32 protein-coding genes and 2 pseudogenes are annotated in these 25,905 nt (G+C 41.5%); all 34 read left to right on the top strand.

Annotated elements, in window-relative coordinates:
* Positions 1-54: 54 nt before the first annotated feature.
* The 34 genes and pseudogenes from H8S01_RS05285 to yaaA all read left to right on the top strand — a co-directional run bounded on the left by H8S01_RS05285 (position 55) and on the right by yaaA (position 25,876).
* On the top strand, positions 55-519 hold the full coding sequence (locus H8S01_RS05285) for a helix-turn-helix domain-containing protein (RefSeq protein WP_186836441.1): 465 nt from the start codon (positions 55-57) through the stop codon (positions 517-519).
* 104 nt (positions 520-623) lie between these two features.
* A complete protein-coding gene (locus tag H8S01_RS05290; protein ID WP_117854318.1) occupies positions 624-1,337 on the top strand; it encodes a lantibiotic protection ABC transporter ATP-binding protein in 714 nt (237 codons plus the stop codon).
* On the top strand, positions 1,330-2,061 hold the full coding sequence (locus H8S01_RS05295; protein ID WP_186836442.1) for a lantibiotic immunity ABC transporter MutE/EpiE family permease subunit: 732 nt from the start codon (positions 1,330-1,332) through the stop codon (positions 2,059-2,061). Before H8S01_RS05290 ends, H8S01_RS05295 begins: the two co-directional genes overlap by 8 nt.
* Before the next feature lies 1 nt (position 2,062).
* A complete protein-coding gene (locus H8S01_RS05300) occupies positions 2,063-2,803 on the top strand; it encodes a lantibiotic immunity ABC transporter MutG family permease subunit (RefSeq protein WP_021737750.1) in 741 nt (246 codons plus the stop codon).
* Between the two features lie 14 nt (positions 2,804-2,817).
* On the top strand, positions 2,818-3,480 hold the full coding sequence (locus H8S01_RS05305) for a response regulator transcription factor (protein WP_006858444.1): 663 nt from the start codon (positions 2,818-2,820) through the stop codon (positions 3,478-3,480).
* The gene (locus H8S01_RS05310) at positions 3,468-4,844 is read left to right on the top strand and encodes a sensor histidine kinase (protein ID WP_186836443.1); all 1,377 of its coding nucleotides are present in this window, start codon (positions 3,468-3,470) and stop codon (positions 4,842-4,844) included. Before H8S01_RS05305 ends, H8S01_RS05310 begins: the two co-directional genes overlap by 13 nt.
* 271 nt (positions 4,845-5,115) lie before the next feature.
* Positions 5,116-5,829 (top strand): LytR/AlgR family response regulator transcription factor, encoded by a 714-nt coding sequence (locus H8S01_RS05315; RefSeq protein ID WP_186836444.1) that lies wholly within the window; start codon positions 5,116-5,118, stop codon positions 5,827-5,829.
* Entirely contained in the window at positions 5,826-7,196 is a 1,371-nt protein-coding gene (locus tag H8S01_RS05320; RefSeq protein ID WP_186836445.1) for a sensor histidine kinase, read from the top strand. The genes H8S01_RS05315 and H8S01_RS05320 overlap by 4 nt, the downstream gene beginning before the upstream one ends.
* Positions 7,197-7,531: 335 nt before the next feature.
* Positions 7,532-7,840, top strand: a pseudogene (locus H8S01_RS05325) (FlxA-like family protein); the annotation flags it as partial.
* A 263-nt stretch (positions 7,841-8,103) separates the two neighbouring features.
* Positions 8,104-8,616 carry an RNA polymerase sigma factor gene (locus H8S01_RS05330; RefSeq protein ID WP_003533443.1) on the top strand — a complete coding sequence of 171 codons (513 nt, stop codon included), beginning with the start codon at positions 8,104-8,106 and terminating at the stop codon, positions 8,614-8,616.
* Positions 8,609-9,313, top strand: a complete 705-nt coding sequence (locus H8S01_RS05335) for a zf-HC2 domain-containing protein (RefSeq protein ID WP_015527904.1) — start codon at positions 8,609-8,611, stop codon at positions 9,311-9,313. Before H8S01_RS05330 ends, H8S01_RS05335 begins: the two co-directional genes overlap by 8 nt.
* A gap of 116 nt (positions 9,314-9,429) precedes the next feature.
* Entirely contained in the window at positions 9,430-9,930 is a 501-nt protein-coding gene (locus H8S01_RS05340; RefSeq protein ID WP_004853592.1) for an RNA polymerase sigma factor, read from the top strand.
* On the top strand, positions 9,908-10,105 hold the full coding sequence (locus H8S01_RS05345) for a helix-turn-helix domain-containing protein (protein ID WP_005921293.1): 198 nt from the start codon (positions 9,908-9,910) through the stop codon (positions 10,103-10,105). Before H8S01_RS05340 ends, H8S01_RS05345 begins: the two co-directional genes overlap by 23 nt.
* Before the next feature lie 42 nt (positions 10,106-10,147).
* Positions 10,148-10,573 (top strand): hypothetical protein, encoded by a 426-nt coding sequence (locus tag H8S01_RS05350; protein WP_005921288.1) that lies wholly within the window; start codon positions 10,148-10,150, stop codon positions 10,571-10,573.
* Between the two features lie 439 nt (positions 10,574-11,012).
* Positions 11,013-11,411: a plasmid mobilization protein gene (locus H8S01_RS05355; RefSeq protein ID WP_040647222.1), complete on the top strand. Its 399-nt coding sequence runs from the start codon at positions 11,013-11,015 to the stop codon at positions 11,409-11,411.
* Entirely contained in the window at positions 11,383-13,002 is a 1,620-nt protein-coding gene (locus H8S01_RS05360) for a relaxase/mobilization nuclease domain-containing protein (protein ID WP_044945864.1), read from the top strand. Before H8S01_RS05355 ends, H8S01_RS05360 begins: the two co-directional genes overlap by 29 nt.
* Positions 13,003-13,176: 174 nt before the next feature.
* Positions 13,177-13,371 carry a hypothetical protein gene (locus H8S01_RS14020; protein ID WP_006573562.1) on the top strand — a complete coding sequence of 65 codons (195 nt, stop codon included), beginning with the start codon at positions 13,177-13,179 and terminating at the stop codon, positions 13,369-13,371.
* Entirely contained in the window at positions 13,361-14,101 is a 741-nt protein-coding gene (locus H8S01_RS05365; protein WP_044945867.1) for a phage replisome organizer N-terminal domain-containing protein, read from the top strand. The genes H8S01_RS14020 and H8S01_RS05365 overlap by 11 nt, the downstream gene beginning before the upstream one ends.
* Entirely contained in the window at positions 14,098-14,937 is an 840-nt protein-coding gene (locus tag H8S01_RS05370) for an ATP-binding protein (RefSeq protein ID WP_008402238.1), read from the top strand. Before H8S01_RS05365 ends, H8S01_RS05370 begins: the two co-directional genes overlap by 4 nt.
* 12 nt (positions 14,938-14,949) lie before the next feature.
* A complete protein-coding gene (locus tag H8S01_RS05375) occupies positions 14,950-15,141 on the top strand; it encodes a transposon-encoded TnpW family protein (RefSeq protein WP_005946147.1) in 192 nt (63 codons plus the stop codon).
* A gap of 134 nt (positions 15,142-15,275) precedes the next feature.
* Positions 15,276-16,883 (top strand): recombinase family protein, encoded by a 1,608-nt coding sequence (locus tag H8S01_RS05380; protein ID WP_186836446.1) that lies wholly within the window; start codon positions 15,276-15,278, stop codon positions 16,881-16,883.
* 147 nt (positions 16,884-17,030) lie between these two features.
* Complete coding sequence (locus tag H8S01_RS05385) at positions 17,031-17,441, top strand: hypothetical protein (RefSeq protein WP_186836447.1); 411 nt, start codon at positions 17,031-17,033, stop codon at positions 17,439-17,441.
* Positions 17,442-17,462: 21 nt separating this feature from the next.
* On the top strand, positions 17,463-18,218 hold the full coding sequence (fliD, locus tag H8S01_RS05390) for a flagellar filament capping protein FliD (protein WP_186836448.1): 756 nt from the start codon (positions 17,463-17,465) through the stop codon (positions 18,216-18,218).
* A 29-nt stretch (positions 18,219-18,247) separates the two neighbouring features.
* Positions 18,248-19,039: a hypothetical protein gene (locus H8S01_RS05395; RefSeq protein WP_186836449.1), complete on the top strand. Its 792-nt coding sequence runs from the start codon at positions 18,248-18,250 to the stop codon at positions 19,037-19,039.
* 202 nt (positions 19,040-19,241) lie between these two features.
* Complete coding sequence (locus H8S01_RS05400) at positions 19,242-19,931, top strand: hypothetical protein (protein ID WP_243204222.1); 690 nt, start codon at positions 19,242-19,244, stop codon at positions 19,929-19,931.
* Between the two features lie 40 nt (positions 19,932-19,971).
* Positions 19,972-20,721: a DUF6033 family protein gene (locus H8S01_RS05405; protein WP_186836450.1), complete on the top strand. Its 750-nt coding sequence runs from the start codon at positions 19,972-19,974 to the stop codon at positions 20,719-20,721.
* 46 nt (positions 20,722-20,767) lie between these two features.
* Positions 20,768-20,950, top strand: coding sequence for an HTH domain-containing protein (locus H8S01_RS05410; protein WP_330605512.1), 183 nt, complete (start codon positions 20,768-20,770; stop codon positions 20,948-20,950).
* 72 nt (positions 20,951-21,022) lie between these two features.
* Positions 21,023-22,078 (top strand): annotated as a pseudogene (locus H8S01_RS05415) (IS256 family transposase); the annotation flags it as partial.
* A gap of 384 nt (positions 22,079-22,462) precedes the next feature.
* Positions 22,463-23,347, top strand: coding sequence for a MerR family transcriptional regulator (locus tag H8S01_RS05420; protein WP_186836453.1), 885 nt, complete (start codon positions 22,463-22,465; stop codon positions 23,345-23,347).
* 132 nt (positions 23,348-23,479) lie between these two features.
* The gene (locus H8S01_RS14025; protein WP_243204223.1) at positions 23,480-24,016 is read left to right on the top strand and encodes a zinc-ribbon domain-containing protein; all 537 of its coding nucleotides are present in this window, start codon (positions 23,480-23,482) and stop codon (positions 24,014-24,016) included.
* 28 nt (positions 24,017-24,044) lie between these two features.
* Positions 24,045-24,389 carry a zinc-ribbon domain-containing protein gene (locus H8S01_RS14030; protein WP_330605501.1) on the top strand — a complete coding sequence of 115 codons (345 nt, stop codon included), beginning with the start codon at positions 24,045-24,047 and terminating at the stop codon, positions 24,387-24,389.
* Positions 24,390-24,458: 69 nt separating this feature from the next.
* Positions 24,459-24,668, top strand: a complete 210-nt coding sequence (locus H8S01_RS05430) for a DUF6219 family protein (RefSeq protein WP_186836454.1) — start codon at positions 24,459-24,461, stop codon at positions 24,666-24,668.
* 3 nt (positions 24,669-24,671) lie between these two features.
* Complete coding sequence (gene bcp, locus H8S01_RS05435) at positions 24,672-25,127, top strand: thioredoxin-dependent thiol peroxidase (RefSeq protein WP_186836455.1); 456 nt, start codon at positions 24,672-24,674, stop codon at positions 25,125-25,127.
* On the top strand, positions 25,127-25,876 hold the full coding sequence (yaaA, locus tag H8S01_RS05440; RefSeq protein WP_186836456.1) for a peroxide stress protein YaaA: 750 nt from the start codon (positions 25,127-25,129) through the stop codon (positions 25,874-25,876). The genes bcp and yaaA overlap by 1 nt, the downstream gene beginning before the upstream one ends.
* Positions 25,877-25,905: the final 29 nt, after the last annotated feature.

Genomic DNA, 25,905 nt, shown 5'->3' on the forward strand with positions numbered 1-25,905 from the left:
TAGGTTGAGGATATTCATACGCTGAAATAGAATGGTGTCATGGAGGTAACGAACATGAATCAGTATGTAACAGGTGCAGTTATAAAGAGACTGCGTGAGGAAAAAAACATGACACAACAGCAACTGGCAGATAAGTTGTCAGTCAGTGCAAAGACAATTTCCAAATGGGAAACAGCGAAAGGATATCCGGATATCACACTATTAGAATCCATTGCCAATGCATTATCGGTGTCAGTGACAGAGCTTATTTCCGGTAATACAATAGTTACATTATCTGCTTTTGAATGGGAGAAGGATAGAAAAACGCTGATATATGGGCAGGTAGACTATATGTATGGAGAAGCACTTTATAAGCCTGAAATGAAAGCAGGAAATCCTATAAGGTTATATAGTTTGGATGAAATCACGGAGATATTCGGTAAATTAGGACTTCGTATTTGTAACAGCTTTGCTGATTTCAGTGGAAAGCTGAGTTCTGATAATGATATTCAATTGATGGTTTATTCCATACGAGAATAAAAATAGAGTAGACGAATTATTTAGCAATCTTCATCAAATCTTTATTTTTTTCTGTTAGGTTATATTTCAGTAAGAAATGAAATATGGAAGGAAGGATAGTAAAGATGGAAATGATGTTGCAGACACAAAATTTGTGTAAATATTTTAGAAAGCAGAAAGCGGTAAATAATGTTTCACTTAATATCGAAAAGGAACAGATTTATGGACTGCTTGGACCGAATGGTGCGGGAAAATCTACCACATTGAAAATGTTGACTGGTATGATGAAACCAACTGCAGGAAAGATTTACTTTGATGGAAAACTTTTAGATAGGAAAGATTTATCAAAAATAGGAGCGTTAATTGAAAATCCGCCTATTTATGAAAATCTTTCCGCCAGAGAGAATTTGAAGGTAAGACAATTATTGCTTGGTACAGATGAAAACAGAATTGATGAGGTCTTGCAGATTGTATCACTTACAAACACCGGAAAGAAGAAAGCAGGACAGTTTTCTTTGGGGATGAAGCAAAGACTAGGCATTGCAATGGCATTGCTTGGAGAACCGGAACTTTTGATATTGGATGAACCTACGAATGGATTAGATCCAATAGGCATCGAGGAATTACGAGAGCTGATCCGGTCTTTTCCGGAACAGGGAATCACTGTAATTCTCTCCAGTCATATTCTCTCAGAGGTACAGTTACTTGCAGATAAAGTCGGGATTATTTCAGGTGGAATCTTAGGATACGAAGGAGCATTAAAGCAGGGAGATAATCTTGAAGATTTGTTTATGAATGTGGTAAGAAAAAACCAGAAAGCAGGTGAAATCCATGGTTAATATTATAAAAGCAGAACATCAAAAAGCCAAAAGAACCATGCGAAAAAAGTTTATCTGGGGATTTCCTCTTCTTACATTTGTCATGGCATTTATATTTACTCTTGGGATGACAAATGCTTATGCAGAAAGTGTTTGGAACTGGTGGTATACACTTTTGCTGCCGGGGATGATTGCTCTATTTTGTTATCTTTCTGTGGCACAGGAGAAAAAGATAAAATACTATCATTTAATGACTATTCCCACAGACAGAAGAAAATTGTTGCTGGGGAAAATTATTTATATTGGGTACATGATTTTGTTTTCTAATGTGATTGTGTTTGCAGGAGCAACGCTTGGAGGCTTTCTTCTAACGACACATGTTCCAGTTGGAGGAGCGTTGATTGCAGTATTGTTTCTGACGGTTTCTGAGTTATGGGAGATTCCGGTAGCTTTATTTTTAAGTGAACGATTTGGAATGATTGTAAACCTGTTCGTCTGCCTATTTATTACCGTCAGCGGTGTGGTAATATCACAAACCAGAATCTGGTATGTACTTGTTTCTGCAATCCCTATGCGAATCATGTGCCCGTTGCTTCATGTTTTACCGAATGGTCTTGCAGCAGAAGCCGGAAATCCTCTTTTGGATACGGGAGTTATTGTTCCGGGAATCTGCCTCTCAATCATCTGGTTTGTTCTTGCAACGGTTCTGTTTTTGAAATGGTTTGAGAGAAGAGAGGTGAAATAAGATGATTGGAAGATCTCTTAATGCAGACTTGCGAAAGATGAAAGGAACATCTGTGATTCTGGCACACTTACTGATTCCGATTATAACCAGCGTTATATTTTTAATATATTACTTTTTTTCACCATGGAATGAAAATATGAAAGTGATTGCATTTTATCAGGCAATAGGAGCAGGACTTCCAGTACTTATTGGAATTTTTACAGCAAGTGTGATGGAACAAGAACAAAATGCAGGTAATTTTCAAAACCTGTTGTCTTTACCAGATAAACTTACAGCATTTTTATCGAAACTGTTGATGCTACTGGTTTTGTGTCTGTGCTCTATCCTATTGACAGCAATCATATTCGGAATTGGATTTGGAAGAATCGCATCAAGCGATATCGAAATCATGAAAGGATGTATATTTGCAGCATTGCTGCTGTGGGGAAGCAGTGTTCCACTTTATCTGTGGCAGCTGATTCTGGCTTTTCAGTTTGGAAAAGGGGTATCCATTGGAGCAGGGATTATATCAGGACTAATTAGTGCATTGATGCTTACCGGACTTGGAGATTATGTGTGGAAATATGTATTTGTCTGCTGGACGGGTAGAGTACCATATACTTATCTGCAATCTGTATTGGGAGAAACTAGTGTAGGTGAATGGTTGTCATTCATACCAGGTTGCTTAATATTTACAGGGATTAGTATGGTATACTATTTTTGGTGGGTAAACCACTGGGAAGGAAACAGAATATCGGAATAGAATCGAGGGAAACTATGGCAAAAATACTGGCAGTTGATGATGAACCGGCAATTTTGGAAATGATAGAAAGCATTTTGAATAAGGATGGACATCTGGTTACCAAAGTAAGTAATCCACTAAAAATTAATATGGAAGAATTACATCGTTATGACCTGATTTTACTGGACATTATGATGCCTGGAATTGATGGCTTCGAATTATGCAAAAGAATCAGGGCACTTGTGGATTGTCCGATTTTGTTTCTTACGGCAAAAACGGAGGAAAACAGTCTGGTAAACGGACTTTCTTTAGGAGCAGATGATTATATTTCAAAGCCATTTGGAGTGATGGAACTTCGGGCAAGGATCAATGCACATCTTAGAAGAGAGCACAGGGAACATTCTGTCCGGATGGTTTTGGGGAGGGTCTGTATTCAAATATCTCAAAAGAAACTATTGGTTGATGATAAGGAACTTCCTCTTACGAAAGCGGAGTACGAAATTTGTGAATTCCTGGCTAAAAACAGAGGACAGGTTTTCTCGAAGGAACAGATATTGGAAGCGGTCTTTGGCTTTGACAATGAGAGTAATGACAGTACTATAATCACGCATATCAAAAATATAAGAGCAAAATTTGCGGATTATGATTATACACCGATAAAAACAGTCTGGGGGATTGGATATAAATGGGAAGAGTAAAGAGAAGCAATGCACTCAGCTGGATTTTTATGAGATATGTACTGGTCATGCTTGGATCATTAGTAGGTTTGGTGATTGTTGCTTGGCTGCTGCTGTACCTTTTGATTAGTGTGGGCTGTATCTATCCGGCGAATTATGCAGAGCAAAAGATTAATGAAGCATATGATACGATTTTACGTGCGGATAAAGTAACTGCTGAGATGATTCCTGCACTTTGTGATTATGTAATCTTTTCAGAGAATGGAGAGAAAATAGGTGGAGATCTGTCAGAACAATACGAACAGATAGCATGGAATGTTGCAAAGTACGGAAACGCATCCGGGAAATATTTTTATAAAGTAATTGTAAGGGAAAATGAATATGTTGTATTGCAATATCGCCTTACACCTCAATATCATTCAGCTTTTTTGAGGGAGCATTTTATAGGACCACAGAATGTGATGAGTATTATGTCAGTGATTGGAGCGGTAGCGATTATCATCATTCCGTCCATACGTTTTGGAAAAAGAATCAAAAAGCAGATGCAGCCTGTATTAGACGCAATCAGACAAATAAAGGATCAAAATCTGGAATATGAGACATCCTGTTCCGGTATCAAAGAGTTTGATGACTGTTTATCGGCAATCGATGATATGCGAGATGCATTGCGAGAATCTTTAGAAAAGCAGTGGAAAACAGAGCAGGAAAAGAAACAACAGATGTCTGCTTTGGCACATGATATTAAAACACCTCTTACGATTGTACGGGGAAATGCAGAACTACTTTCAGAGACTGAACTGACCACAGAACAGAAGAATAATATCACTTATGTTTTGAACGGCACAACACAGATACAAAGTTATGTAAAACAGTTGATAGATGTCACAAAATCATGGAATTGCAGTGATGTTACCTATACAACGGTGAGGTTAGAAGATTTTTTCGCAGATATAAAGGAACAGGCACTCGGATTGGTAGAAATCTATCACCAGAAAATAGATTGGAAGGAGGGACAAAGTGATAAAAAGGTAACGATTGCTTATGATCCAATGTTCCGGGCCGTAATGAATATGATTCAGAATGCAGTGGAGCATACAAAAGAAAATGGAATCATTTATATTGACGCAAAGGAGCAGGATGGCCGGCTGACATTCATTGTGGAGGATAGCGGATCAGGATTTACAAAAGAAGCATTATTGCATGGCACAGAGCAGTTTTTTATGGATGACACAAGTAGAAATGGCGAAGCCCATTATGGGATGGGACTATTTTTTGCAAAAACTGTGGCTGAAAAATATGGTGGAGGTATTAAACTTTCAAATTCTGAAAATACAGGTGGGGCGAGGGTAGAAATATTTTTCCTGAGTAGTCAGGAAACAAGCTAAATAGACCGCAATTAAGCTATGTAAAAGAAGTTTTACATGCATTTATCTAATAATAATATCAATAGGACGATATAGAAAATGTGGGGAAGCATGGTATTTCAATGAGTTTGAGATACAGTGCTTTTGCGTATTAACAGGAAGCAGATAAAGCGATATATGTGATATTCTATTTCACAACAAAAAAAGGTCGGTTCACAACATGGTGGCTAGCTATTAAAAGACTTTTTCCGATATAATAAATATAATTGTATGTGAGTAAGGAAGTGACAAGATGCAAATAGCAATCTGCGATGATGAAAAATCTATAGGATTGATATTAGAAGAAAAAATAAAGAAATTATTACCGGATGTAGTAATAGAAAAATATTTATCTGGTGATGAATTGATTGCAAGTGGTTGTGAGCCGGATATTCTATTTTTAGATATTCAGATGCCAGGAATGGATGGAATGGAAACGGCAAGGATTCTGCGTCAGAAAAATGAAAGAATGGTATTGATATTTGTAACTGCTGTGGAGGAGTATGTTTTTCAGGCATTTGATGTTGCAGCATTTCATTATCTGGTGAAACCATTTTCAGATGAAAAATTTGAGGAAGTTGTGAAACGTGCAGTCAGAAGCATTGAAAAATATTCTGAAAATCAATCGGATGAAAAATACATGATGGTGCAGTCCGGAGGAAGCCATATGAAAGTGTTTTTGAAGGATATTGTGTATGCTGAGGTATATAATCGAAAAGTCATTATCCATACACGGGATACGAATATTGAATATTATGGAAAATTGCAGGAACTGAGTGAAATTGCGGGAGCAGATTTTTTTCGTACACACAGAGCCTACCTCGTACATTTCAAATATGTTCAGAAATATGATGCAAATTGTGTGACGATGGAAAATGGAACTGCATTGATTGCAAAACAGAATTATTCTGAGTTTGTAAAACAATATTTGAAATATAATCAGAGGAAAGGAAAAGAAATCGGATGAGTTTGGTAGAAAAATGCTGGATGGTTACATCGAAAATTTCTGTTATTGCACTCCTTATGATTACAGGAATCTATTTTGGAAAATTTGTTTGTCCCTATATAAAAAAGAAAAAAGGGGCTGTGGCAGTCAGTATTGTTTATATTACGATTATGCTTGTTTTATATATGATTCCGCCACAGATTGATAATTTTTCCGCATATCTGATTGGAGTTATAGCAGCGTTTCTTGCAATGTATGTAGAGGACAGAAGAAATATATATCAGAAAATATTTCTTGCAATTACGTTCTTTTCTATCCGATGGTTAACGGTTGCAATGGCAGCCAGACTTGATGATCTTGTTACAAAAGCACTTGTATTTCGGAATATGAGTGCAGAAAAAGTGTGGTTGCAATACGGACTATATGTTGGAACCAGAGTTTTGGATATTGTACTTTGTATTGCTTTTATTGCGGTTGCAATAGGACTGATCAATAAAGCGTATATATACAAAAAAGATGAAATGAGCGTCAAAGAGATGGTAATGCTTATTATACCTTCACTTGTAGGCGTCACTGGGTATGGCATTTTACAATATTATCTCATGGTATACGAAAGAGATACTGGAAAGAACTTGATTGATACATATGGATTTTATGGAGCTTTAAGCTTTTTACACTATCTGATTTCCATAGTTGCTATTCTTGTTGTGATTGTAATGTTTCAAAACTGGAAAGAGATGCAGGAAGAACAGCGGGGACAAGAGCTGGTATTAAATCAGATCAGTGACATGAAAAAGCATATCGAGGAAGTCGAAAAGTTGTATCGGGATATCCGCTCCATGCGCCATGATATGGGAAATCATATACAGACACTGGAACATCTGGTGGCACATAATAATATGGATGATGCTACAGAATACTTGGAACATCTGAAAAATGAATGGGACAAGGTATCTCCGGAGATAAAGACAGGAAGTCCGGTAATTGATGTCATTTTGATGGAAAAGCTGAGAGAAGCAAAAGAAAGGCAGATTCGGTTTCTGTCGGATTTTCATTATCCGCAGAATACGAAGTTAAATGCATTTGATTTGAGTGTGATCATGAATAATGCCTTGAATAACTGCATGGAAAATGTAAGTGGAGATGATCCGTATATCAGCATTTCTTCTTTTCGGAAAAACAGTATCTTTATGATAACCATAAAAAACAGTTTTGGGGGTCAGCTTAATTTTGGTGATAGCGATTTGCCAGAAACAACCAAATCTGGGATGGAACATGGAATGGGTTTGAATAACATTCGCCGGGTTGCCAGGATGTATATGGGAGATATATCTTTGGAGCAGGGAAATGAGGAAGTAATCCTTAGCATTATGATGCAGGTAGAATAAAGAAATAAATTGGCACTATGTATTTTGTAAATTACAGAAATATGTAGTGCTTTTTTTGTGCAGGTAGCGATGAAAATATGTTGCTTGCAACAATATTTGAGGAGCACTGCGACAGTCTGAAAAGCATTTTCAGACTGCTTCACAACGAAAAAAGGGCGGTTCACAACATCACAGTTTATTGTGAAGAAAGATATGCCGAAAGAAAAAATAAAGAGAAATCATGTTATACAGATTTTCAGGAAACGGATTTCAGAGTATTAGCTCAAGGAGGTAAAATCCTCTGCTCCTGTATGGACAGTCGCATTTTGCTTCGCAAAACAAGGAGGATTAAAATGATGAAAATTAATGGATTTAACGAAACGAATACGCAGACAGGAGCAATGGGAATGGCACAGGCGAATGATTCTGTGAGTAAAAATATTCAGAATCAGATTGCAAATGCACAGCAGAAATTGCAGGACTTATCATCAAATGAAGAACTGTCATTAGAGGATAAGATGAAGAAACGTCAGGAGATACAACAGGAAATTACAAATCTCAATCAACAGTTAAGACAGCACCAGATTGAACAGAGAAAGGAACAGCAGAGTAAAAAATCATCTATGGATGATATGGTGGCTGGTACAAAAAATACATCGGCAAAGAATGCTCATGTACGGTAGAGAAGCACAAAGCAAAACAAGGATAGCCAGCCCTGCCACTATTCCGAAGTCAGGGGAACGCAATAGAAAAATTCATAGCTGTATGCTATACTTAATTAGCATTTGAACATATCAAGCTGACACAGCAATCTCTTTACTTGCCGTTAATGCGCGTCTACCAATAGTCCGCACAAAGCAAGAGTAGCGTAAAGGTATAAAAATTTCAAACTTCTTTGTAACGAAATTCCGATTTCTCCGTCTAACCTATGAAGCTGAAGGAGGTGATGACAAGTATGGACTATGAAAAACTCTATAAAGCCTACTATTTACAGGTATACTCGTATACTATTTCTCTTGCCAAAAATCGTGAGATAGCAGAGGAAATCACGCAGAACACATTCTATAAGGCTGTTTCTACAACATCACAATTCAAAGGTAAGTCAGATGAATTGACATGGCTCTGCTCCATAGCAAAAAATCTTTACCATGATGAAATGCGAAGCCGTCAGCGAGTAGCTGATGTGAGTGAAATCAATGACTTGCCATCAAATGAAAATGTTGAGAACTCAGTTGCAGATTCTGACATGGCGTTCCGCATACACCTCGTTCTTCACCGTTTGGAAGAACCATACAAAGAAGTCTTTCAGCTTCGCGTATTCGGGGAACTATCTTTTTCACAAATCGCTGCAATTTTTGGAAAAACAGAATCATGGGCGAGAGTTACTTATCATCGTGCAAAGCTAAAAATTCAAGAAAGGATGGATGAAAAGCATGAGTAAACAATGCGATATTGTTCGAGATATTCTTCCGCTGTATGTTGACGATGCTTGCAGCGAAGCAAGCGCAGAGATGGTAAAAGAGCATTTGAACGCCTGTGCTGACTGTAACGCAATTTATCAGAAATTGCTTTCTCACACGAGCGAAGATGTTCTTCACGAAGAAAGCGAAAGCGTTATTATGCGCCATGAGGCAAAAGAAAAGCAGAGAGGCAGAAAAAAGATAACGATTGCTGTTCTCGTTTCCATCGCTCTTTGTATCATTGCAATTTTTACAGCTCTCTTTCTGTTACCTATAAACATTGCTTATGAGCCTGTCAAAATCGACTTCCCATTTGAGGTTGAAGATGTCGAAAACGTTGAAATGTACCACTATGACGGAGTGCCTGCATCAGCAGAAAAGAAAGTAGTTGTTGCTGAAAATGATATAAAGACCCTGTATGATAAGTTCAAGGGCTTATCCCTAAAAGACAAAACGACTGAGGAAACTGCCGGAGCAGATGTGACCAGCTTTAGATTTAACCTCTCAGATGGAACAAGCTACGATTTGATTTACGCCTGCTATGGGGTTAAAAACGGCGAATTGAAGTCAGCAGCAGGCGGTTTTAAGTATTTCACAAGTGCGGATATCGGCTCTTATTGGAACAATTTGAATACGGAACTTGAGGCAATTCCTATCAATGAGAGTGAATTGCCGTGAGCAGATAGCAAACCCAGCCGAGCCTGTCAACGGTCAAGATGAACGGCGCAAATGCGCCGCCGTTGACAGCCCCGCCCGTCTTTGCTGTTCGGTAATCAAGAGGGCGACAGCACAAGATGCTGCCGCCCTCTGCCATTATTCAGAAAGGGGGATTTTCCATGACCGAACACGAAAAGTATCAAGAACATATCCGGCATACACACGATGCCTTTTGCAAGACTGTTATTCGCCACGCTGCCATAGACGCAGCCCGGAGCATACGGAGCCGCCGCAAGCGGGAAATCTCGCTTGAATATCTGATAGAAGAAAAACACTATCCATTCAGTACCACAGATAAATACTTTGCGGAGCAATCCGGCATGACCAGCTATCCGCTTTTCGTCTGTGGTCAGATGGTGCTTTTGGAAAGTCCAGAGCTTGCCGCAGCCCTGTCCGCACTATCACAGATGGAACAGGAAATCATTTTCTTGTACTACTTCCAACGATTGACGCATAGGGAGATTGGACGGAGATATGGACGGGCTGGCAACACAACCGGGCGGCGTATTCAGATGATTTTACGGCGGCTACGGGCAGAGTTGGAGGGTTTGTCCTATGAGCCAGCTACTTCCCTATGAGACAATCGTTAAGGCAAGCGAGGGCGACCCGGAAGCTGTTGCCGCCGTCCTATCCCATTATGCGGGATATGTCCGCTCTTGTGCGAAAATGGACGGACAGATTAACACGGATATGCAGGAGCATATCGTCAGGCAACTGATAGAAAGCCTGTTGAAGTTCCGCTTTGACCGCTAAACAGAAAAGTTGTATAATTAGAGCCTGACAAATTAAACTTCAATGAGGGTAGAGCAAATGGAACAGATTATCAATTATAGAGACATACCCACAGATAAAAGGATTGACATATTAAATGCTCTTGAGCGAATAGGTTTTTTTCCGGCATACGGCGGCGTGAGAACAATGCAGCAAATTATGGAAAAGTCAGTTCCAGGTTCAGGCCCACAATTCTATTTCGTTTTCCGTGAAAATGAGTTGATAGGGTACAATTTTCTCATTGGGGACACTAAGAAATATAAAGCGTTCCCATGGCTTGCTATTAGCAATATGGATGAGCAGAAGTTGACTGTTTGTGAAGAACTGATGAAAATACAAATTGCCTTTTTTGAAGAACTCGGAATGCAAAAGATAGCAGATCATTGCGTTAGGATTATGGAAGATTACAGAAAAGGAATTGGAAAGCGGAAAGAAAGCGATTGCAGATAAATTCCATTTGAAAAACGGCTGACAATTTAATACCGCCGCCCATCACAGCGGCAGATAAGCAGTAAATCTTGAAAAGGTTTACTGCTTTTTTTGCGCCCATTTTCAAAAATCTTTGGCAAACCACACCGCCGGATTGTTGTAGGGAGCAGACAGGGAAAATAAAAAAATTTTCGCTGCGTTTGCCAAAACGCCCCCTTTTCACCGTTGTAGTGGTGAACAGCGGGCAGAACACGCCGCCGCAATCGCTATATTGGTGGAGCAAGCCAGTATATCCGCAAACCAGAGCCGCCGAGGAAAGCGGTAGTTTTTTAGAGCAAGATTCTACCACGGTGCCAAAATCCGCATATCTGCGGTTTTGCCCCTTTGGTAAATCTTGTTGGGGAGTGCCTTCCCCAAACCCTGCTCATGCGCCCTGTCGGGCGAGAAAGGAGGTCAACGCTTGAAGAAAAAATACAACACACCCCACCGCTGCCATGTGGTCAAAACCCGCATGACCGAGGAAGAATACGCCGACTTTACCGAGCGGCTGAAACACTATGACATGAGCCAAGCCGAATTTATCCGGCAAGCCATTACACGGGCGACCATTCGCCCCATCGTTACCGTTTCCCCGGTCAATGATGAACTGTTGTCCGCCGTTGGCAGGCTGACCGCCGAATACGGAAAAATCGGTGGCAACCTCAATCAGATTGCCCGCGCCCTCAACGAGTACGGCACACCATACAACGCCCTGTCCGTTGAAGTCCGCGCCGCCATTTCTGACCTTGCTGCCTTGAAGTTTGAAGTCCTGCGAAAGGTAGGTGACGCTGTTGGCAACATTCAAACATATCAGCTCTAAAAATGCGGATTATGGCGCAGCCGAGCAGTACCTCACCTTTGAACATGACGAGTTTACCATGAAGCCCACCCTTGATGAAAACGGGCGGCTCATGCTCAGGGAGGACTATCGAATAGCCACGCTGAACTGCGGCGACGAGGATTTTGCCGTTGCCTGTATGCGCTCCAATCTCCGCTATGGGAAGAACCAGAAGCGGGAAGATGTAAAAAGCCACCACTACATTATCAGCTTTGACCCACGGGACGCGGTGGACAACGGTTTGACCGTAGACCGGGCGCAGGCGTTGGGCGAGGAATTTTGCCGGAAGCAGTTTCCCGGACACCAAGCCATTGTCTGCACCCACCCGGACGGACACAACCACAGCGGCAATATCCATGTGCATATCGTTATCAATTCTCTGCGGATAGAGGAAGTTCCGTTCCTGCCTTACATGGACAGACCGGCAGACACCCGCACCGGGTGCAAACACCGCTGCACAGACGCGGCGATGGAATACTTCAAAGCCGAAGTCATGGAGCTGTGCCACCGGGAAAATCTCTATCAAATCGACCTTTTGCATGGCAGCAAAAACCGCATTACCGAGCGTGAGTATTGGGCGCAGCGGAAAGGGCAGGCAAAGCTGGACAAGGAAGCTGCTGCCTTGCCAGCCGAGGAGCAGCCAGCCAAGCCCACGAAGTTTGAAACAGACAAGGAAAAATTGCGGCAGACCATACGCACCGCGCTGTCCTCTGCCGCAAGCTATGGCGAGTTCGCCGCCGTTCTCTTGCAACAGGGCGTGACTGTCAAGGAGAGCCGAGGGCGGCTATCCTACCTCACGCCGGACAGGACAAAGCCCATTACCGCCCGCAAGCTGGGAGATGATTTTGACCGCGCTGCCGTTCTTGCCCTTTTGGAACAGAACGCCCACAGAGCCGCCGAGCAGACCGCAACCGTACCCGAATACCCCCGCAACATAAGGGAGCGTTTGCAGGGCAAAAAAGCTGTCCAAACCACCCCGGAAAAGGACGGTATTCAGCGCATGGTTGACCGGGCAGCGAAGCGAGCGGAGGGAAAGGGCGCGGGCTATGATTGCTGGGCGGCAGTCCACAATCTGAAACAAATGGCGGCTACCGTTGCCGCCTACGGGCAGTACGGCTATTCGCCGGAGGAGCTGGACGCAGCCCTTGTATCCGCCAATGCGGATTTACAGGACAGCACCGCCAAGCTGAAAGCCCTGGACGCTGCTATCCGGGAGAAAAAGGAGCTTCAGACACAGGTGCTTGCCTATGCCAAGACCAAGCCTGCCCGTGACGGTCTGAAAGCGCAGAAAACGGAAAAAGCCCGCAGCGCCTACCGGGAACGGCACGAAAGCGATTTTATCATAGCGGACGCAGCCACCCGTTATTTTCGGGCGCATGGCGTTTCCAAGCTGCCAAGCCATAAAGCCCTGCAAGCGGAAATCGAGCGGCTTACCGCCGAAAAGAACGCCCATTACAACGAATACCGGGAGAAAAGAGCCCGTGTCAAGGAGCTGCATACCGTGAAAAGCAATCTTTCTCAAATCCTGCAAGGCGAGAAAGACAGAGAGAAAAAGCACGAACATGAGCGTTAAAAACCGCCCCGAAACGATACCAAAACGGGGATATGCCCTGCACCCTATCCGCAATACTGCCCACCTTTGAAACGGGGTGCACAGCGCAGGAAATCCCCGAAAATGACACCGAGAAACTACATTTTTACCGACCTATCCGCTTATACCAGCGGAAACGGCAGAAAGGAGCGAGAAATGCCACGCATGAGCAAAAAGCGGCGGTTGGAATGGAGCTTTTTCCTCAACCACCGAAACCGTATTACCTACAATGACCTTTGCCGGGGCTGCACACACGGCTGCAAGCAGAGCTTCCGGGCGATTATCGTCCTCTGCCCCCGGTATTTCTCTAAGAGATGGAAACACAGGGAGGACACCGCCAATGGCAGATAACCGCAAATATTACTACCTCAAACTGAAAGAAAACTTCTTCGACAGCGATTCCATTGTGCTGTTGGAGGACATGAAAGACGGGATTTTGTATTCCAATATCCTCTTGAAGCTGTACTTAAAATCGCTGAAAAATGGCGGCAGATTGCAGCTTGACGAGCATATCCCCTATACCGCCCAGATGATAGCCACGCTGACCCGTCACCAAATCGGGACGGTGGAACGGGCATTAGCCATCTTCCAGCAGTTAGGGCTTGTGGAGCAGCTTGACTGCGGGCTGCTTTATATGACCGACATCGAGCTGATGATCGGTCAATCCTCTACCGAAGCGGAACGGAAACGCGCCGCAAGGCTTGAAAATAAGGCACTTTTGCCGCCGCGGACAAATGGCGGACATTTGTCCGACATTCGTCCACCAGAGATAGAGATAAAGAAAGAGATAGATATAGAGTTAGAAAAAGAGGGAGAGTTAAAGGGACAAGCCATCGCCCGCAGCTATGGCAGATATGAGAATGTATTTCTGACTGATACGGAGCTTTCCGAACTGCAAGCGGAGCTGCCCGAAAAATGGGCGTACTACATTGAGCGGCTTTCCGGCTATATCGCGTCCACGGGCAAGAAATATAAAAACCACGCCGCCACTATCCGCAGATGGGCGGCAGACGATACCGCAAAGGCTGCCCCGAAACAGGGCATACCCGAATACGCCTGCAAGGAGGGCGAGAGCTTATGAGTAATCTGTTTACAGAACGAGTTTTGAATATGGCGGCTGTTACCCCACAGCCGGAGGACTACACGGGCGAGGACGGACTGCTTTACTGCGGCAAGTGTCACACTCCGAAAGAAGCCTACTTCCCGGAAAAGCAAGCCGCCCTGTTTGGGCGTGACCGCCACCCGGCAGAATGTGACTGCCAGAAAGCCCAGCGTTTGGAGCGTGAAGCCGCCGAACAGCGCAGAAAGCACCTTGACACCGTGGAGGACTTGAAACGCCGGGGATTTACCAATCCTACCATGCAGGAATGGACTTTCGCCAACGACAACGGGAAATGCCCGCAAATGGAGATTGCACACTTCTATGTGGAGCATTGGGAAATCATGCGCGAGGAAAATATCGGCTATCTGCTATGGGGCAAGGTCGGCACAGGAAAAAGCTATTTTGCCGGGTGTATCGCTAATGCCCTCATGGAGCAGGAAGTCGCTGTCCGCATGACGAACTTCTCTGCGATTTTGAATGACCTGACCGCCAGCTTTGAGGGGCGCAACGAGTATATCGAGCGTCTTTGCCGTTTTCCTCTGCTTATCATTGATGATTTTGGAATGGAGCGCGGCACAGAGTACGGTTTAGAACAGGTCTACAATGTGATTGACAGCCGCTACCGCAGCCGCAAGCCCTTAATCGTTACCACCAATCTGACATTGGACAGCCTGCAAAATCCGCTGGACACCGCCCATGCCCGGATTTATGACCGCCTTTTGGAAATGTGCGCCCCTATCCTCTTTACGGGAGAGAACTTCCGCCGTGAAACGGCGCAAGCCAAGCTGAACAGACTAAAAGAATTGATGAAATGAAAGGAGTTGCCTATGGCAGAGAACAAGCAGAACACCACCCCGGAACGCCGCCCGGACTGCGTGACAGAGATCCGCATGGGCAACACCGTCCTTGTCGTTTCCGGCTTTTTCAAAAAAGATACCACCGACACAGCAGCCGATAAGATGATGAAAGTGCTGGAGGCGGAAGCCGCCGCAGGACACAAAGCCCAGCTTTCGCCCTAACGCTACAAGCCGCACAGAAAAATCGTCATTTTACCGGGCGGTAAAGAAGCAGAAGCCGCTATACAGACAGCCGCCCCATGTGGTATAATCGAAATACGGAATAGTGGGGCTGGCTGTCGGAAACGGAGGATTTTATGTTAAGACAGACCACCCAGAAAATCACTGCCCTTTATCCAAGACTATCCCATGAGGACGAGCTGCAAGGCGAAAGTAATTCCATTTCCAACCAGAAGCGTATCCTTGAAACCTACGCAAAGCAGAACGGCTTTTCCAATCTGCGCTGGTACACGGACGATGGCTATTCTGGTGCGAAATTCCAAAGACCGGGCTTTCAATCCATGCTTGCGGACATTGAAGCCGGGAAAGTGGCTACCGTTATCGTAAAGGATATGTCACGGTTAGGGCGAAACTACCTGCAGGTGGGAATGTATACCGAGATGATTTTCCCACAAAAAGGAGTCCGCTTTATCGCCATCAACGATGGAGTAGACAGCGCACAGGGCGACAATGATTTTGCCCCTCTGCGGAACATTTTCAACGAATGGCTGGTGAGAGATACGAGTAAGAAAATCAAAGCTGTAAAACGGTCAAAAGGCATGAGCGGCAAGCCTGTTACGAGCAAACCCGTGTACGGCTACCTCATGGACGAGGACGAAAACTTCATCATTGACGAGGAAGCCGCACCCGTGGTCAAGCAGATATACCGTCTGTGCCTTGCCGGGAACGGTCCGACCAAGATAGCCCGTATGCTGACCGAGCAGGAAATCCCAACGCCGGGAACGCTGGAATACCGCAGGACGGGCAGCACACGCCGCTATCACCCCTGCTATGAGTGCAAATGGGCGACAAATACCGTGGTGCATATCCTTGAAAACCGGGAGTACATGGGCTGTTTGGTGAACTTCAAGACGGAGAAACCGTCCTACAAGACCAAGCACAGCATAGAAAATCCCATTGAGAAACAGGCAATTTTCGAGAACCACCATGAGCCTATCATCGACACCCAGACATGGGAGCGTGTGCAGGAATTACGCAAACAGCGCAAGCGTCCGAACCGCTATGATGAAGTGGGCTTGTTCTCTGGTATGCTCTTTTGCGCGGACTGCGGCAGCGTCATGTATCAGCAGCGTTACCAGACCGATAAGCGGAAACAGGACTGCTATATCTGCGGGAACTACAAAAAGCGCACCCATGACTGCACCGCACATTTTATCCGCACCGACCTTTTGACTGCGGGCGTTCTCTCCAATCTACGGAAAGTGACGAGCTATGCGGCAAAGTATGAAGCCCGGTTTATGAAGCTGCTGATCGAGCAGAACGAGGACGGCGGCAAACGCCGGAACGCCGCCAAGAAAAAGGAACTGGAAGCTGCCGAAAAGCGTATCGGTGAACTTTCCGCTATTTTCAAGCGGCTGTATGAGGACAGCGTAAGCGGTCGCATTTCTGACGAGCGTTTCACGGAGCTTTCGGCAGACTATGAAGCCGAACAGCAGGAATTGAAAGAGCGTGTTGCCAGAATACAGGCGGAGCTTTCCAAAGCACAGGAAGCTACCGTAAACGCAGAAAAGTTTATGAACATTGTCCGCAAGCACATGAACTTTGAAGAACTGACCCACACCCTCTTACGTGAGTTTGTAGAGAAAATCGTTGTGCATGAGTGCAGCTACGATGAAAATGGCACACGCAGACAGGATATTGAGATTTACTATTCTTTCGTCGGCAAGGTGGACTTGCCCGAATGACCGCCTGCCCTATCCGATACCAAAGACAAGTACCGGATAGGAAAGGCAAAATTTTTTACACTTCTATTACTTCTTTATCACACATAAGCAAAAGGAACAGGCTTGTCACAGGCATGTATGCGGGCAATGATTTCCGCAGATTCATCTATGAAGCAGGCAAAAGTGCAGGGTAGTATGGCAACACAGATGGAAGGAAGAGCCGGTGTGCTTGAGTCTGAAATCAAGCAGGATGCTGGAAAAGGCAATACCGAAAAGAAAGAAGAAGAACTGGCAGATTTGCAGGCAAAAGTGCAGTCTGCAACAGTATCACAGATGTCTTCACTTTCAGATGCAAATAAATCTATGGAAGAAGCAGCAAAGGCAGACAACCGTACAGATGCAGCAGAAACAAAGAAGGATCAAACGCAGAAAGCAGAGAATACACAGGAAAATGCAGATACGGCAACAGATGCATCAGAGAATGCAGATGTTAAAACAGAAACAGCAGAAACAATAAAAAATCCAGCATCAGAAAGTGGACAGTCGGTAGTATATACACCGATCGATATACGTTTATAGTTCGGAAAGGAGGCTGGTGTTATGTCAGAAATCAAAAGTTTTAGTGATTATACAAGTAAATATAACAGCAATGTAGATTTTTCAGCGTTGTTTAGTGGAACGTCAGATAGTTCATCAGTAGGCAATACAAATATGCTTTCTGATTATGCTGCAATCAAAAATGGAAGCTATGGAAAACTTATGAAAGCATATTATGCAAAACAGGATGCTGAAAAATTATCGGGAAAAGGTGATACTTCACAAAAACTTACCTTGATGAAAACAAGTGCAGATTCTCTGAAAAAATCAGCAGATGCTTTGAATGACTCTTCTCTTTGGGAAAAAAAGAAAATAAAAAAGAAAGATGAAAAAACGGGGGAAGAGATTGAGGTAGAGGATTATGACTGGGATAAAATCACCAAGGCAGTAAAATCTTTTGTTGAAGATTATAATGATGTAGTTAAGGAAGCCGGAGAATCTAATACAAAGGATGTATTGCGAAATGCTTCATGGATGACTGGAATGACAGACAAAAACAGTAATATGCTTGCCAAAATAGGTATTACCATAGGAAAAGGAAACAAGTTGGAATTAGATGAGGATGCTTTAAAGCAGGCAGATATCAGTTCGCTGAAAACGGTCTTTACAGGATATAATTCTTTTGTAAGCAAAATATCGCAGAAAGCAACTGGTATATCGAATGCTGCAAACCGGGCGAGTGCAACCTATACAAATAATGGTACATACTCTAAGACGGATTTTTCTTTGACATCAAGCAAGATAGATAAAGAAGTATAGAAAGTGTGGACTAACTTAAGGAGGTTGCTATGAAAGTTCAAGGAAATAGGTATATTAATAATCCAGAGATGATAAAAAATAAGGTTGAGAAGAAAACAACTGTTTCTCAGAATATTATTTCGGAGGATGATGTGAAAATCAGTGATTCAGCAAGAAAGTTAGTTGAGACTGCTCGTGATAAAGTCTCAGATTTTCAGGCAATGCATTTTTCGTCAATCAATGGAGAGATAAAAGAAATACCAGCAGAATACAAATGTGAAAATTTATTCAAATTAGATTTGAAAGCAGCTTCCATTTCTGGAGAACAAAGTGCGTTTGAAGGCTGTTTGGAAAATCAGTCAGAGGTTTTTGGAAAATGGCTGGACGAAAATGCTTCTGAATATTTGACAGAAGATGAAATGAAAGATTTAAAAGAGAAAATTAATACAATGACAGCAGATATGGACTCTTTAAATGCCAAAGAGGGATATAGAGGAACTTCCTATGAATCCGTATTTTTGTTAAGTGCAAGTGAAGCGGGACTAAGGAAAGTAAATGAAATGTATGTTCCAGAGCAATTACAAGCAGGTTTTTCAGACATGATTGACGAATATGTTCATTTTAATGATTCGGCACGTAATTCTATCATGGAGAAAATGACACCAGATTACATGGTTGTTGGAATTGGAAGCAAAACAGATCAAAAATTATTTTGTAATGAAATGAAAGACCGTTTAAATGATTACTATGGAAGCAGGTATGAATTAAGAAATCAGCCAGAAGCTGTTGAAAGCAGAGTAAATAATATGTTGAGTAAATTACAACATATGTTTGGCATTTAATGTTAAAAAAGGGTTTGGAGAATAATTATGAAGACAGTAACAGATGTAAACACAGTAAACCAGCTATTGACATATTCAAAGCAAGCAGAGGCAGGAATACACCAAAAAGCAATCAATAGCTGCACTGATAGATAAAAATGCGAATATTTCTAACAGTGAATTGGCTTATTATTTTGCAAACTATAATAATTCAAGTGCTATTTTGGATGCAATCAATTTTGGGGAGCATGTTTCCTGTGGATATAAATCTGATTTTAAGGAGTACGGGGTTATTTCCTTTGACCTTAATGGGAGCAGACAGGTAGTACCTAATTATGCAGTACCGAAAATGAATACAAGCACCATGTCAGGCATTTGTGCTGCAAATAATTCTTTGGTATTAAGTAATAATAGTTATTATTCATGGACAACATCAAGTGGCGGTAAATATACATGGACGGTCAACAATGGAAGGATAGGCTGGGCAGCCTCGGAATCGTTGCTTGCAGAGAATACAAATCAAAAAGGGACAAATTATAAGTGGGAAATGTGCAAAGCAAGTAATATTTTATCTGATCTGGCACAGGGAAAGAGTGTGTGGGGTTATCTCTACAGTAATGAGGAAGTACTGTCAGTCTGTGAGAAAGTCGGGATTTCTCCGGGATTCTTTTCTATAGATGCGGGAGCAGGAAAATACACTTATTTATTGCAGGAATCAGGAAAGACCATAAATGTTGACGCAAAGATAAAACAGTTAAATGATATAAACTGGATAGAAATCGGATATAAAGAAGGAGATACGTTTTCCGTTTATGGTAAAGAGTATGCTATTGACAGCAGTGGGCATATCAATGTTTCGGCGGAAGATGAATTTACATCAACGGAAATTAAATATCCAAGTCGTTCAATATAATAGAAATTATTTTAAGTTTCAATAACAGGGAGGTAGGATTATGGCAATTACAGGTATCAATAACAGCAGTTGCACATCGTATTATGCTTCAAATTACAAGAATACTGTTAAAAAAACAGATAGTGAAAAGGATAGTACAAATACAAAAGACGGCAACGTGACAACAAGTACAGTTGAATTAAAAACATCACGTCCCGGTGTGACAAAAACAGAGCAGATTAAGACGGGGTATAGCAATGTAAATGATTATTCAAAATACTTGCAAGGAAAATACCATTATATGAATACGGGAACGACTTCAATGCAAGGGGTTCCGACAACAGTATCCGTTTCAAGTGCATTTTTACAGAAGTGTATGAATGATCCGGAAAAAGCAAAGTATCTGGAGGAAAACTTAGCAGCCATTCCAGATTGTGCAAAAAGTGCGGTTAATGGATGTTTGGGCACTTTGACAAATCTGAGTTATAAGGTTGATGAAAACGGAAATATTTCAGTGGCAATATCTGGTACAAATGATCCAGATGGGAAAATAGCGAAAGAGAATGCTGAACGAAAAGCAAAAGAGAACAGAGAAACAGAAGAAAAGGTAAAAGAGAAAAGAGCTGCTAAAAAAGCAGAGGAAGAAAAAGCTGCAAAGAAACGTGCAGAAAAATCGGCAGAAAGAAAGGAAACGGGTGATTATACCTTATCCGTAACTGGTACTGATGTAAAAAGTATGACACAAAGTCTTGTAGCAGGATCTGTGAGTATTTCTGTACCTGATAGATCAAGTTTTGATATTAAGGCATAAGAGGGTTTGATAAAAGAAAAATATCAAATCAATGCATTAGTTGGAAGTGCTTGTTTCCTATTATGGCATATCCAAGCTAACGATAGCAAAAATGGCTGGTGTTGAGGAAAATGATATTGACAGGCTTTTAGTCAATCCACCAGAAAAAGTTGAAATCGAAGTAAAGTATAAAATTGATGTAACGGTTATGGAGGGAGTATCCCAAAGTTTGTGTAAACCTCTAAACTGATGTAAGATAAAATTACTCAGTTTGGAGGTTATTTTTATGGCAAGAAGAAAAGACAGCCCACAAAAAGCAGCAATGAGAGAATTGATGCGTGACTATCTGAAAAATAATGATATCAGCGTCAAAGATGGCACCGATGTAAATGGCATCATGCGTGACATGATGTCTGTCCTTTTGGAAGGTGCTTTGGATGAAGAACTGGATGAGGAATTAGGATATTCCAAGTATGATTATCGTAACAAAGAAACAGACAATAGTAGAAACGGTCATTCCAGCAAAACCATGCACATCAGTTATGGAGATATGGATGTGGCGATCCCAAGGGATCGTAACGGTGATTACGAACCACAGCTGATTAAAAAATATCAAAATACCGTAACTCAGGACATGGAAGAAAAAATACTTTCCATGTATGCCAAAGGAATGACCACCGGAGACATTGAATCTCACATGCGTGAATTATACGATATTGATATTTCTGACAGCACAATCAGCAGGATCACAGATAAAATCATGCCGATTGTAAAAGAATGGCAGGAACGCCCTCTGGAAGAAGTGTATGCTGTAGTATTTATGGATGCAATCCACTATCATGTCCGCAGCGAAGGACGTATTGTAAAACGTGCAGTCTACATCGCTCTTGGTATTGACATGAATGGAAAAAAGAACGTCCTTGGCATGTATGTTGGTGAAAACGAAAGTGCGAAGTTTTGGCTTTCTATCATGAATGGATTAAAAAACTGGGGAGTCGAGGATATCCTGATTGCATGTGTTGATGGCTTGAATGGATTTCCACAGGCAATCGAGGCTGTTTATCCCAAAACAGAGATTCAGCAGTGTATCATCCATCAGATCCGCAATTCAACGAAGTTTGTCTCCTACAAAGATATCAAAAAACTGATGGCTGATCTGAAGCTTGTATATGCAGCTCCAACAGAAGAAACAGCTTTAAATGAGTTAGAATTGTTCAAAGATAAATGGGATTCCAAGTACCCGAAAATCTATAAATCCTGGAATGATAACTGGGCAACACTGTCCACTTATTTCAAGTATCCAGAAGCTGTAAGACGTTTGATTTATACCACAAATGCCATTGAAAGATTCAACCGTCAGCTTCGGAAAGTGACCAAAAAGGTATTTTATTAATTCATGAGAGGTGGGTCAAATCTAAGTGTTAAATTTTCAAGGTACAATATAAAAATGTGTTGAAGGCGAATGACATCTTTTGGACGCACAAAAGTCCAAAAAACGTCCAAGAGTAAAGATATACCGTTTTACCAAATAGACGGGACATACTTCATTTGATAAAAAACTAAAAAAACAGCGATTTACATCAAACTTACATCAATTGATGCAGAAATCGGTGCAAGCAAGAAAAAATTGCATAATTAGCAGAATGAATGGGCAGCCCTGAAATCGGGATTGCCCATTTTTAGAAAAAAGACGAAAAACTCTTGACCTGCACGCAGCGTATACGCTTATACTATCAACATAAATCATAAGGAGGTGCATCTGATGTTATTGAATGAAATTATAAATGAGGTTGGAATGACAAAGCGTGCAGTTAAGTATTATGAAGAAAAAGGATTGCTGTCAGTGGATAAAGATAACAATGGTTATCGTAACTATACTGCACAAGATGTTGAAACTTTAAAAAAGATTTCAGTATATAGAAAACTCGGTATTAGTATTAAAGACATACAGAGCCTTTTGGAAACTGGCGACAAAAGTATTCTTCTTCGTATTTATCAAGAAAAAGTGCAGGAAAAAGTTTTAAAGGACTCAGAACTTGAAGCTTTGAAGCAATTTATAGATGATGGTGACGCAGACAGAGCAAATGAGGCACTTGATTATCAAATCGTTGAAAATGCGATTGAGTCTTTGCTACCGGGAAAAGAATGGGGAGATTATTTTAAAAGTCATTTCAAACCATTTCTTAATGTAAGGTTGAAGACTTTGGAACAGAAGCAGGCACTACAGAATATATTAGAATATTGCGATGAAACGACATTGAAAGTTCCTTTTATTATGGGAATCGGTGCGAAGATGATAGGTGGGATTGCACAAGAAACCAGAACCGCAGATGAGATGATAGCCTATTATCGTGATATGAGTGAAAGCGAATATGAAAGACTAAAAGAAAAAGTATGGAAAGGTGCTAAAATGAAAAACGGTATAATGAAATACCATCCGGCATTTATTGCACAGAGAAAAATGCAGAAAAAGTTACAAAATAAAGGCTATAACGATATATTCATTCCTAATTTGATGGTTCTGTCTCCAACGTATGCAGAATATAAGAAAGCGTTAGATAATGTGAACGATAGAATGTGTAGAGAACTTGGACTGTATTATGATAGCAATTACAACTTAGTTATTAAAAAAGATAATTCTAAGTAAAAGTTAAACTACCCTTTGAGAGAGGAGAAATCCTTTTTTCAAAGGGCTTTTCTATTTGTACGGATATTCGCAAACTACAAGATAAAGCCAAAACTTCATATACTCTAAGCACAAGGAGGTTGAGGTTTGGCTATGAATAACAGTTTAGCGGAAGTACATCCGGAACTTGTTTCGGAGTGGTCGGAGAAAAATGAAATCAAGCCGACAGAGGTATCTATCGGCTCACACAAGAAAGTGATATGGAAGTGTAAATTAGGACACGAATGGATAGCCACTGTAAAGAGCAGAACCATCAACAAAACAGGTTGCCCGTACTGCTCCCATAATAAAGTGATTGCAGGATTTAATGACCTTGCAACTCTGTTCCCGGAAGTTGCAGACGAATGGTCTGATAAGAATGAAAATAAGCCTACCGAAGTTATGGCGTTTGCAAACAGCAAGGCTTGGTGGAAGTGCAGAACCTGCGGTTATGAATGGAATACGCTTATCTCTACACGCTCAGGCGGCAGTAAATGTCCTTGTTGCAGTGGATATATATTTATAAAAGGCAAGAATGACCTAAAAAGTACACACCCACAGATAGCCAAAGAATGGTCAGAGAAAAACTATCCTCTGCAACCGGATGAAGTCAATGCAAAATGTATGGTGGCATTGCAAGAGATGCGGTAGCTAGTGGAAGTCGGTTATCAATGCTCGTGTGAAAGGAACGGTCTGCCCTGTTTGTGCAGAGCGGGAGGTACTTGCCGGATATAATGATTTGGCTACGACGGATAAGCAGCTTTTGACAGAAGGGGATTATAAATTAAATAAGTTGAAGCTGACGGAAGTTTCAAGAAATTCAGCAAAGAGAGCATGGTGGCAATGTAGATATGGTCATTCTTGGAGTATGAAGATAAACGAGTGTACTGTTCTCGGAAAAGGGTGCAGAATATGTGAGCAGGAGTATGTGTCCGAAGGGTATAAGGTTGTTTGTAAGATTAAAGAAGTTGAAAACAATACAAGAGTAATCTTATGTGATTTGTTAAATAAAAGAAAACTATGAAAAATGCAGGTTTTGAAAAATAATAAATTGTTGTATTATGATGTTGATAATAAAATATGGAGGTGTATCATGAAAGCACATAAATATTGGTCAATCGGAGCAATAGTTACAATGGTTGGAACTTTTTATACAGTATATAAAGGGTTAAAAGCAGCACACAAATACTTTGCATTTGGCTCTCTGATATGCATGATTATGGCAGTCTATTCTGGTCATAAAATGATTTCTGGCAATAAGAGGACAAGAAAACAGATGGAATTGAAAGAAGTGGAGGAATAAAATATGTTAGAAGTAGGAAAAAAAGCACCGGACTTTGAATTGCCGGATCAGAATGGAGAAATACATAAATTAAGCGATTATGCAGGAAAAAAAGTAATCTTATATTTTTATCCAAAGGATAACACGGCAGGCTGTACAAAGCAGGCATGTGGCTTTTCTGAGCGTTATCCACAGTTTACTGAGAAGGGAGCTGTTATTCTCGGAGTAAGCAAGGACTCTGTAGCGTCTCACAAGAGATTTGAAGAAAAATACGGACTGGCATTTACGCTATTAGCAGATCCGGAGCGTAAAGTTATTGAAGCATATGATGTCTGGAAAGAAAAGAAAAACTATGGAAAAGTCTCTATGGGCGTGGTAAGAACCACATATCTTATTGACGAGCAGGGAATCATTATAAAGGCAAATGATAAAGTCAAGGCGGCAGATGATCCTGAAAATATGCTTAAGGAATTGGCATAATGAAGATTATTTTATCACCTGCAAAAAAGATGATTGTAGATACCGATAACTTAGCACCGGTTGAGTTGCCTGTTTTTATTGATAAGACAGCAGAAGTATTAAACTGGATGAAAAGCAAATCAAAAGAAGAACTGAAAGCTATCTGGAAATGTAATGACAAGATTGCAGAGCAGAACTTTAACAGATTGGAAAATATGAATCTTTATAACAGGCTTACTCCGGCTATTTTAGCATATGAAGGGATTGCATTTCAATATATGGCACCATCTGTGTTTGAAATCCAGCAGTTTGAGTATTTGCAAAATCATTTAAGAATCCTGTCTGCGTTTTATGGCATTTTAAAACCAATGGATGGTGTGACTCCTTATCGTCTTGAAATGCAGGCAAAGGTTGGAATTGGAGATGCAAAAAATCTGTATGAGTACTGGGGAGAATTGTTATACCGCTCAGTAATCGATGACAGTAGGATTATCATTAATCTTGCATCAAAAGAATACTCAAAATGTATAGAAAAGTATCTGACACCACAGGACAGATATATTACGATTGTATTTTGTGAGTTATCCGGAGATAAATTGGTAACAAAAGGTACCTATGCCAAGATGGCTCGTGGTGAAATGGTCAGATTCATAGCGGAAAATAATATTGAAAATCCGGTGGAGATTCAGAAATTTGACAGACTAGGATATTTGTTTAGGTCTGATTTATCTTCAGATTCAGAATATGTATTTGAACGCAAAATAAAATAGTTATTCAGGAAAAAGATGCTCAGTTTGAA

It is taken from the genome of Lachnospira hominis (ex Liu et al. 2021), assembly GCF_014287955.1.
Lineage (GTDB): Bacteria > Bacillota > Clostridia > Lachnospirales > Lachnospiraceae > Lachnospira > Lachnospira hominis.

Coding starts and splice junctions, on each gene's coding strand:
- H8S01_RS05285 (WP_186836441.1), top strand. CDS start 55: ATGAATCAGTATGTAACAGGTGCAGTTATAAAGAGACTGCGTGAGGAA.
- H8S01_RS05290 (WP_117854318.1), top strand. CDS start 624: ATGGAAATGATGTTGCAGACACAAAATTTGTGTAAATATTTTAGAAAG.
- H8S01_RS05295 (WP_186836442.1), top strand. CDS start 1,330: ATGGTTAATATTATAAAAGCAGAACATCAAAAAGCCAAAAGAACCATG.
- H8S01_RS05300 (WP_021737750.1), top strand. CDS start 2,063: ATGATTGGAAGATCTCTTAATGCAGACTTGCGAAAGATGAAAGGAACA.
- H8S01_RS05305 (WP_006858444.1), top strand. CDS start 2,818: ATGGCAAAAATACTGGCAGTTGATGATGAACCGGCAATTTTGGAAATG.
- H8S01_RS05310 (WP_186836443.1), top strand. CDS start 3,468: ATGGGAAGAGTAAAGAGAAGCAATGCACTCAGCTGGATTTTTATGAGA.
- H8S01_RS05315 (WP_186836444.1), top strand. CDS start 5,116: ATGCAAATAGCAATCTGCGATGATGAAAAATCTATAGGATTGATATTA.
- H8S01_RS05320 (WP_186836445.1), top strand. CDS start 5,826: ATGAGTTTGGTAGAAAAATGCTGGATGGTTACATCGAAAATTTCTGTT.
- H8S01_RS05330 (WP_003533443.1), top strand. CDS start 8,104: ATGAAGCTGAAGGAGGTGATGACAAGTATGGACTATGAAAAACTCTAT.
- H8S01_RS05335 (WP_015527904.1), top strand. CDS start 8,609: ATGAGTAAACAATGCGATATTGTTCGAGATATTCTTCCGCTGTATGTT.
- H8S01_RS05340 (WP_004853592.1), top strand. CDS start 9,430: ATGCTGCCGCCCTCTGCCATTATTCAGAAAGGGGGATTTTCCATGACC.
- H8S01_RS05345 (WP_005921293.1), top strand. CDS start 9,908: ATGAGCCAGCTACTTCCCTATGAGACAATCGTTAAGGCAAGCGAGGGC.
- H8S01_RS05350 (WP_005921288.1), top strand. CDS start 10,148: ATGAGGGTAGAGCAAATGGAACAGATTATCAATTATAGAGACATACCC.
- H8S01_RS14020 (WP_006573562.1), top strand. CDS start 13,177: ATGCCACGCATGAGCAAAAAGCGGCGGTTGGAATGGAGCTTTTTCCTC.
- H8S01_RS05365 (WP_044945867.1), top strand. CDS start 13,361: ATGGCAGATAACCGCAAATATTACTACCTCAAACTGAAAGAAAACTTC.
- H8S01_RS05370 (WP_008402238.1), top strand. CDS start 14,098: ATGAGTAATCTGTTTACAGAACGAGTTTTGAATATGGCGGCTGTTACC.
- H8S01_RS05375 (WP_005946147.1), top strand. CDS start 14,950: ATGGCAGAGAACAAGCAGAACACCACCCCGGAACGCCGCCCGGACTGC.
- H8S01_RS05380 (WP_186836446.1), top strand. CDS start 15,276: ATGTTAAGACAGACCACCCAGAAAATCACTGCCCTTTATCCAAGACTA.
- H8S01_RS05385 (WP_186836447.1), top strand. CDS start 17,031: ATGAAGCAGGCAAAAGTGCAGGGTAGTATGGCAACACAGATGGAAGGA.
- fliD (WP_186836448.1), top strand. CDS start 17,463: ATGTCAGAAATCAAAAGTTTTAGTGATTATACAAGTAAATATAACAGC.
- H8S01_RS05395 (WP_186836449.1), top strand. CDS start 18,248: ATGAAAGTTCAAGGAAATAGGTATATTAATAATCCAGAGATGATAAAA.
- H8S01_RS05405 (WP_186836450.1), top strand. CDS start 19,972: ATGGCAATTACAGGTATCAATAACAGCAGTTGCACATCGTATTATGCT.
- H8S01_RS05420 (WP_186836453.1), top strand. CDS start 22,463: ATGTTATTGAATGAAATTATAAATGAGGTTGGAATGACAAAGCGTGCA.
- H8S01_RS14025 (WP_243204223.1), top strand. CDS start 23,480: ATGAATAACAGTTTAGCGGAAGTACATCCGGAACTTGTTTCGGAGTGG.
- H8S01_RS05430 (WP_186836454.1), top strand. CDS start 24,459: ATGAAAGCACATAAATATTGGTCAATCGGAGCAATAGTTACAATGGTT.
- bcp (WP_186836455.1), top strand. CDS start 24,672: ATGTTAGAAGTAGGAAAAAAAGCACCGGACTTTGAATTGCCGGATCAG.
- yaaA (WP_186836456.1), top strand. CDS start 25,127: ATGAAGATTATTTTATCACCTGCAAAAAAGATGATTGTAGATACCGAT.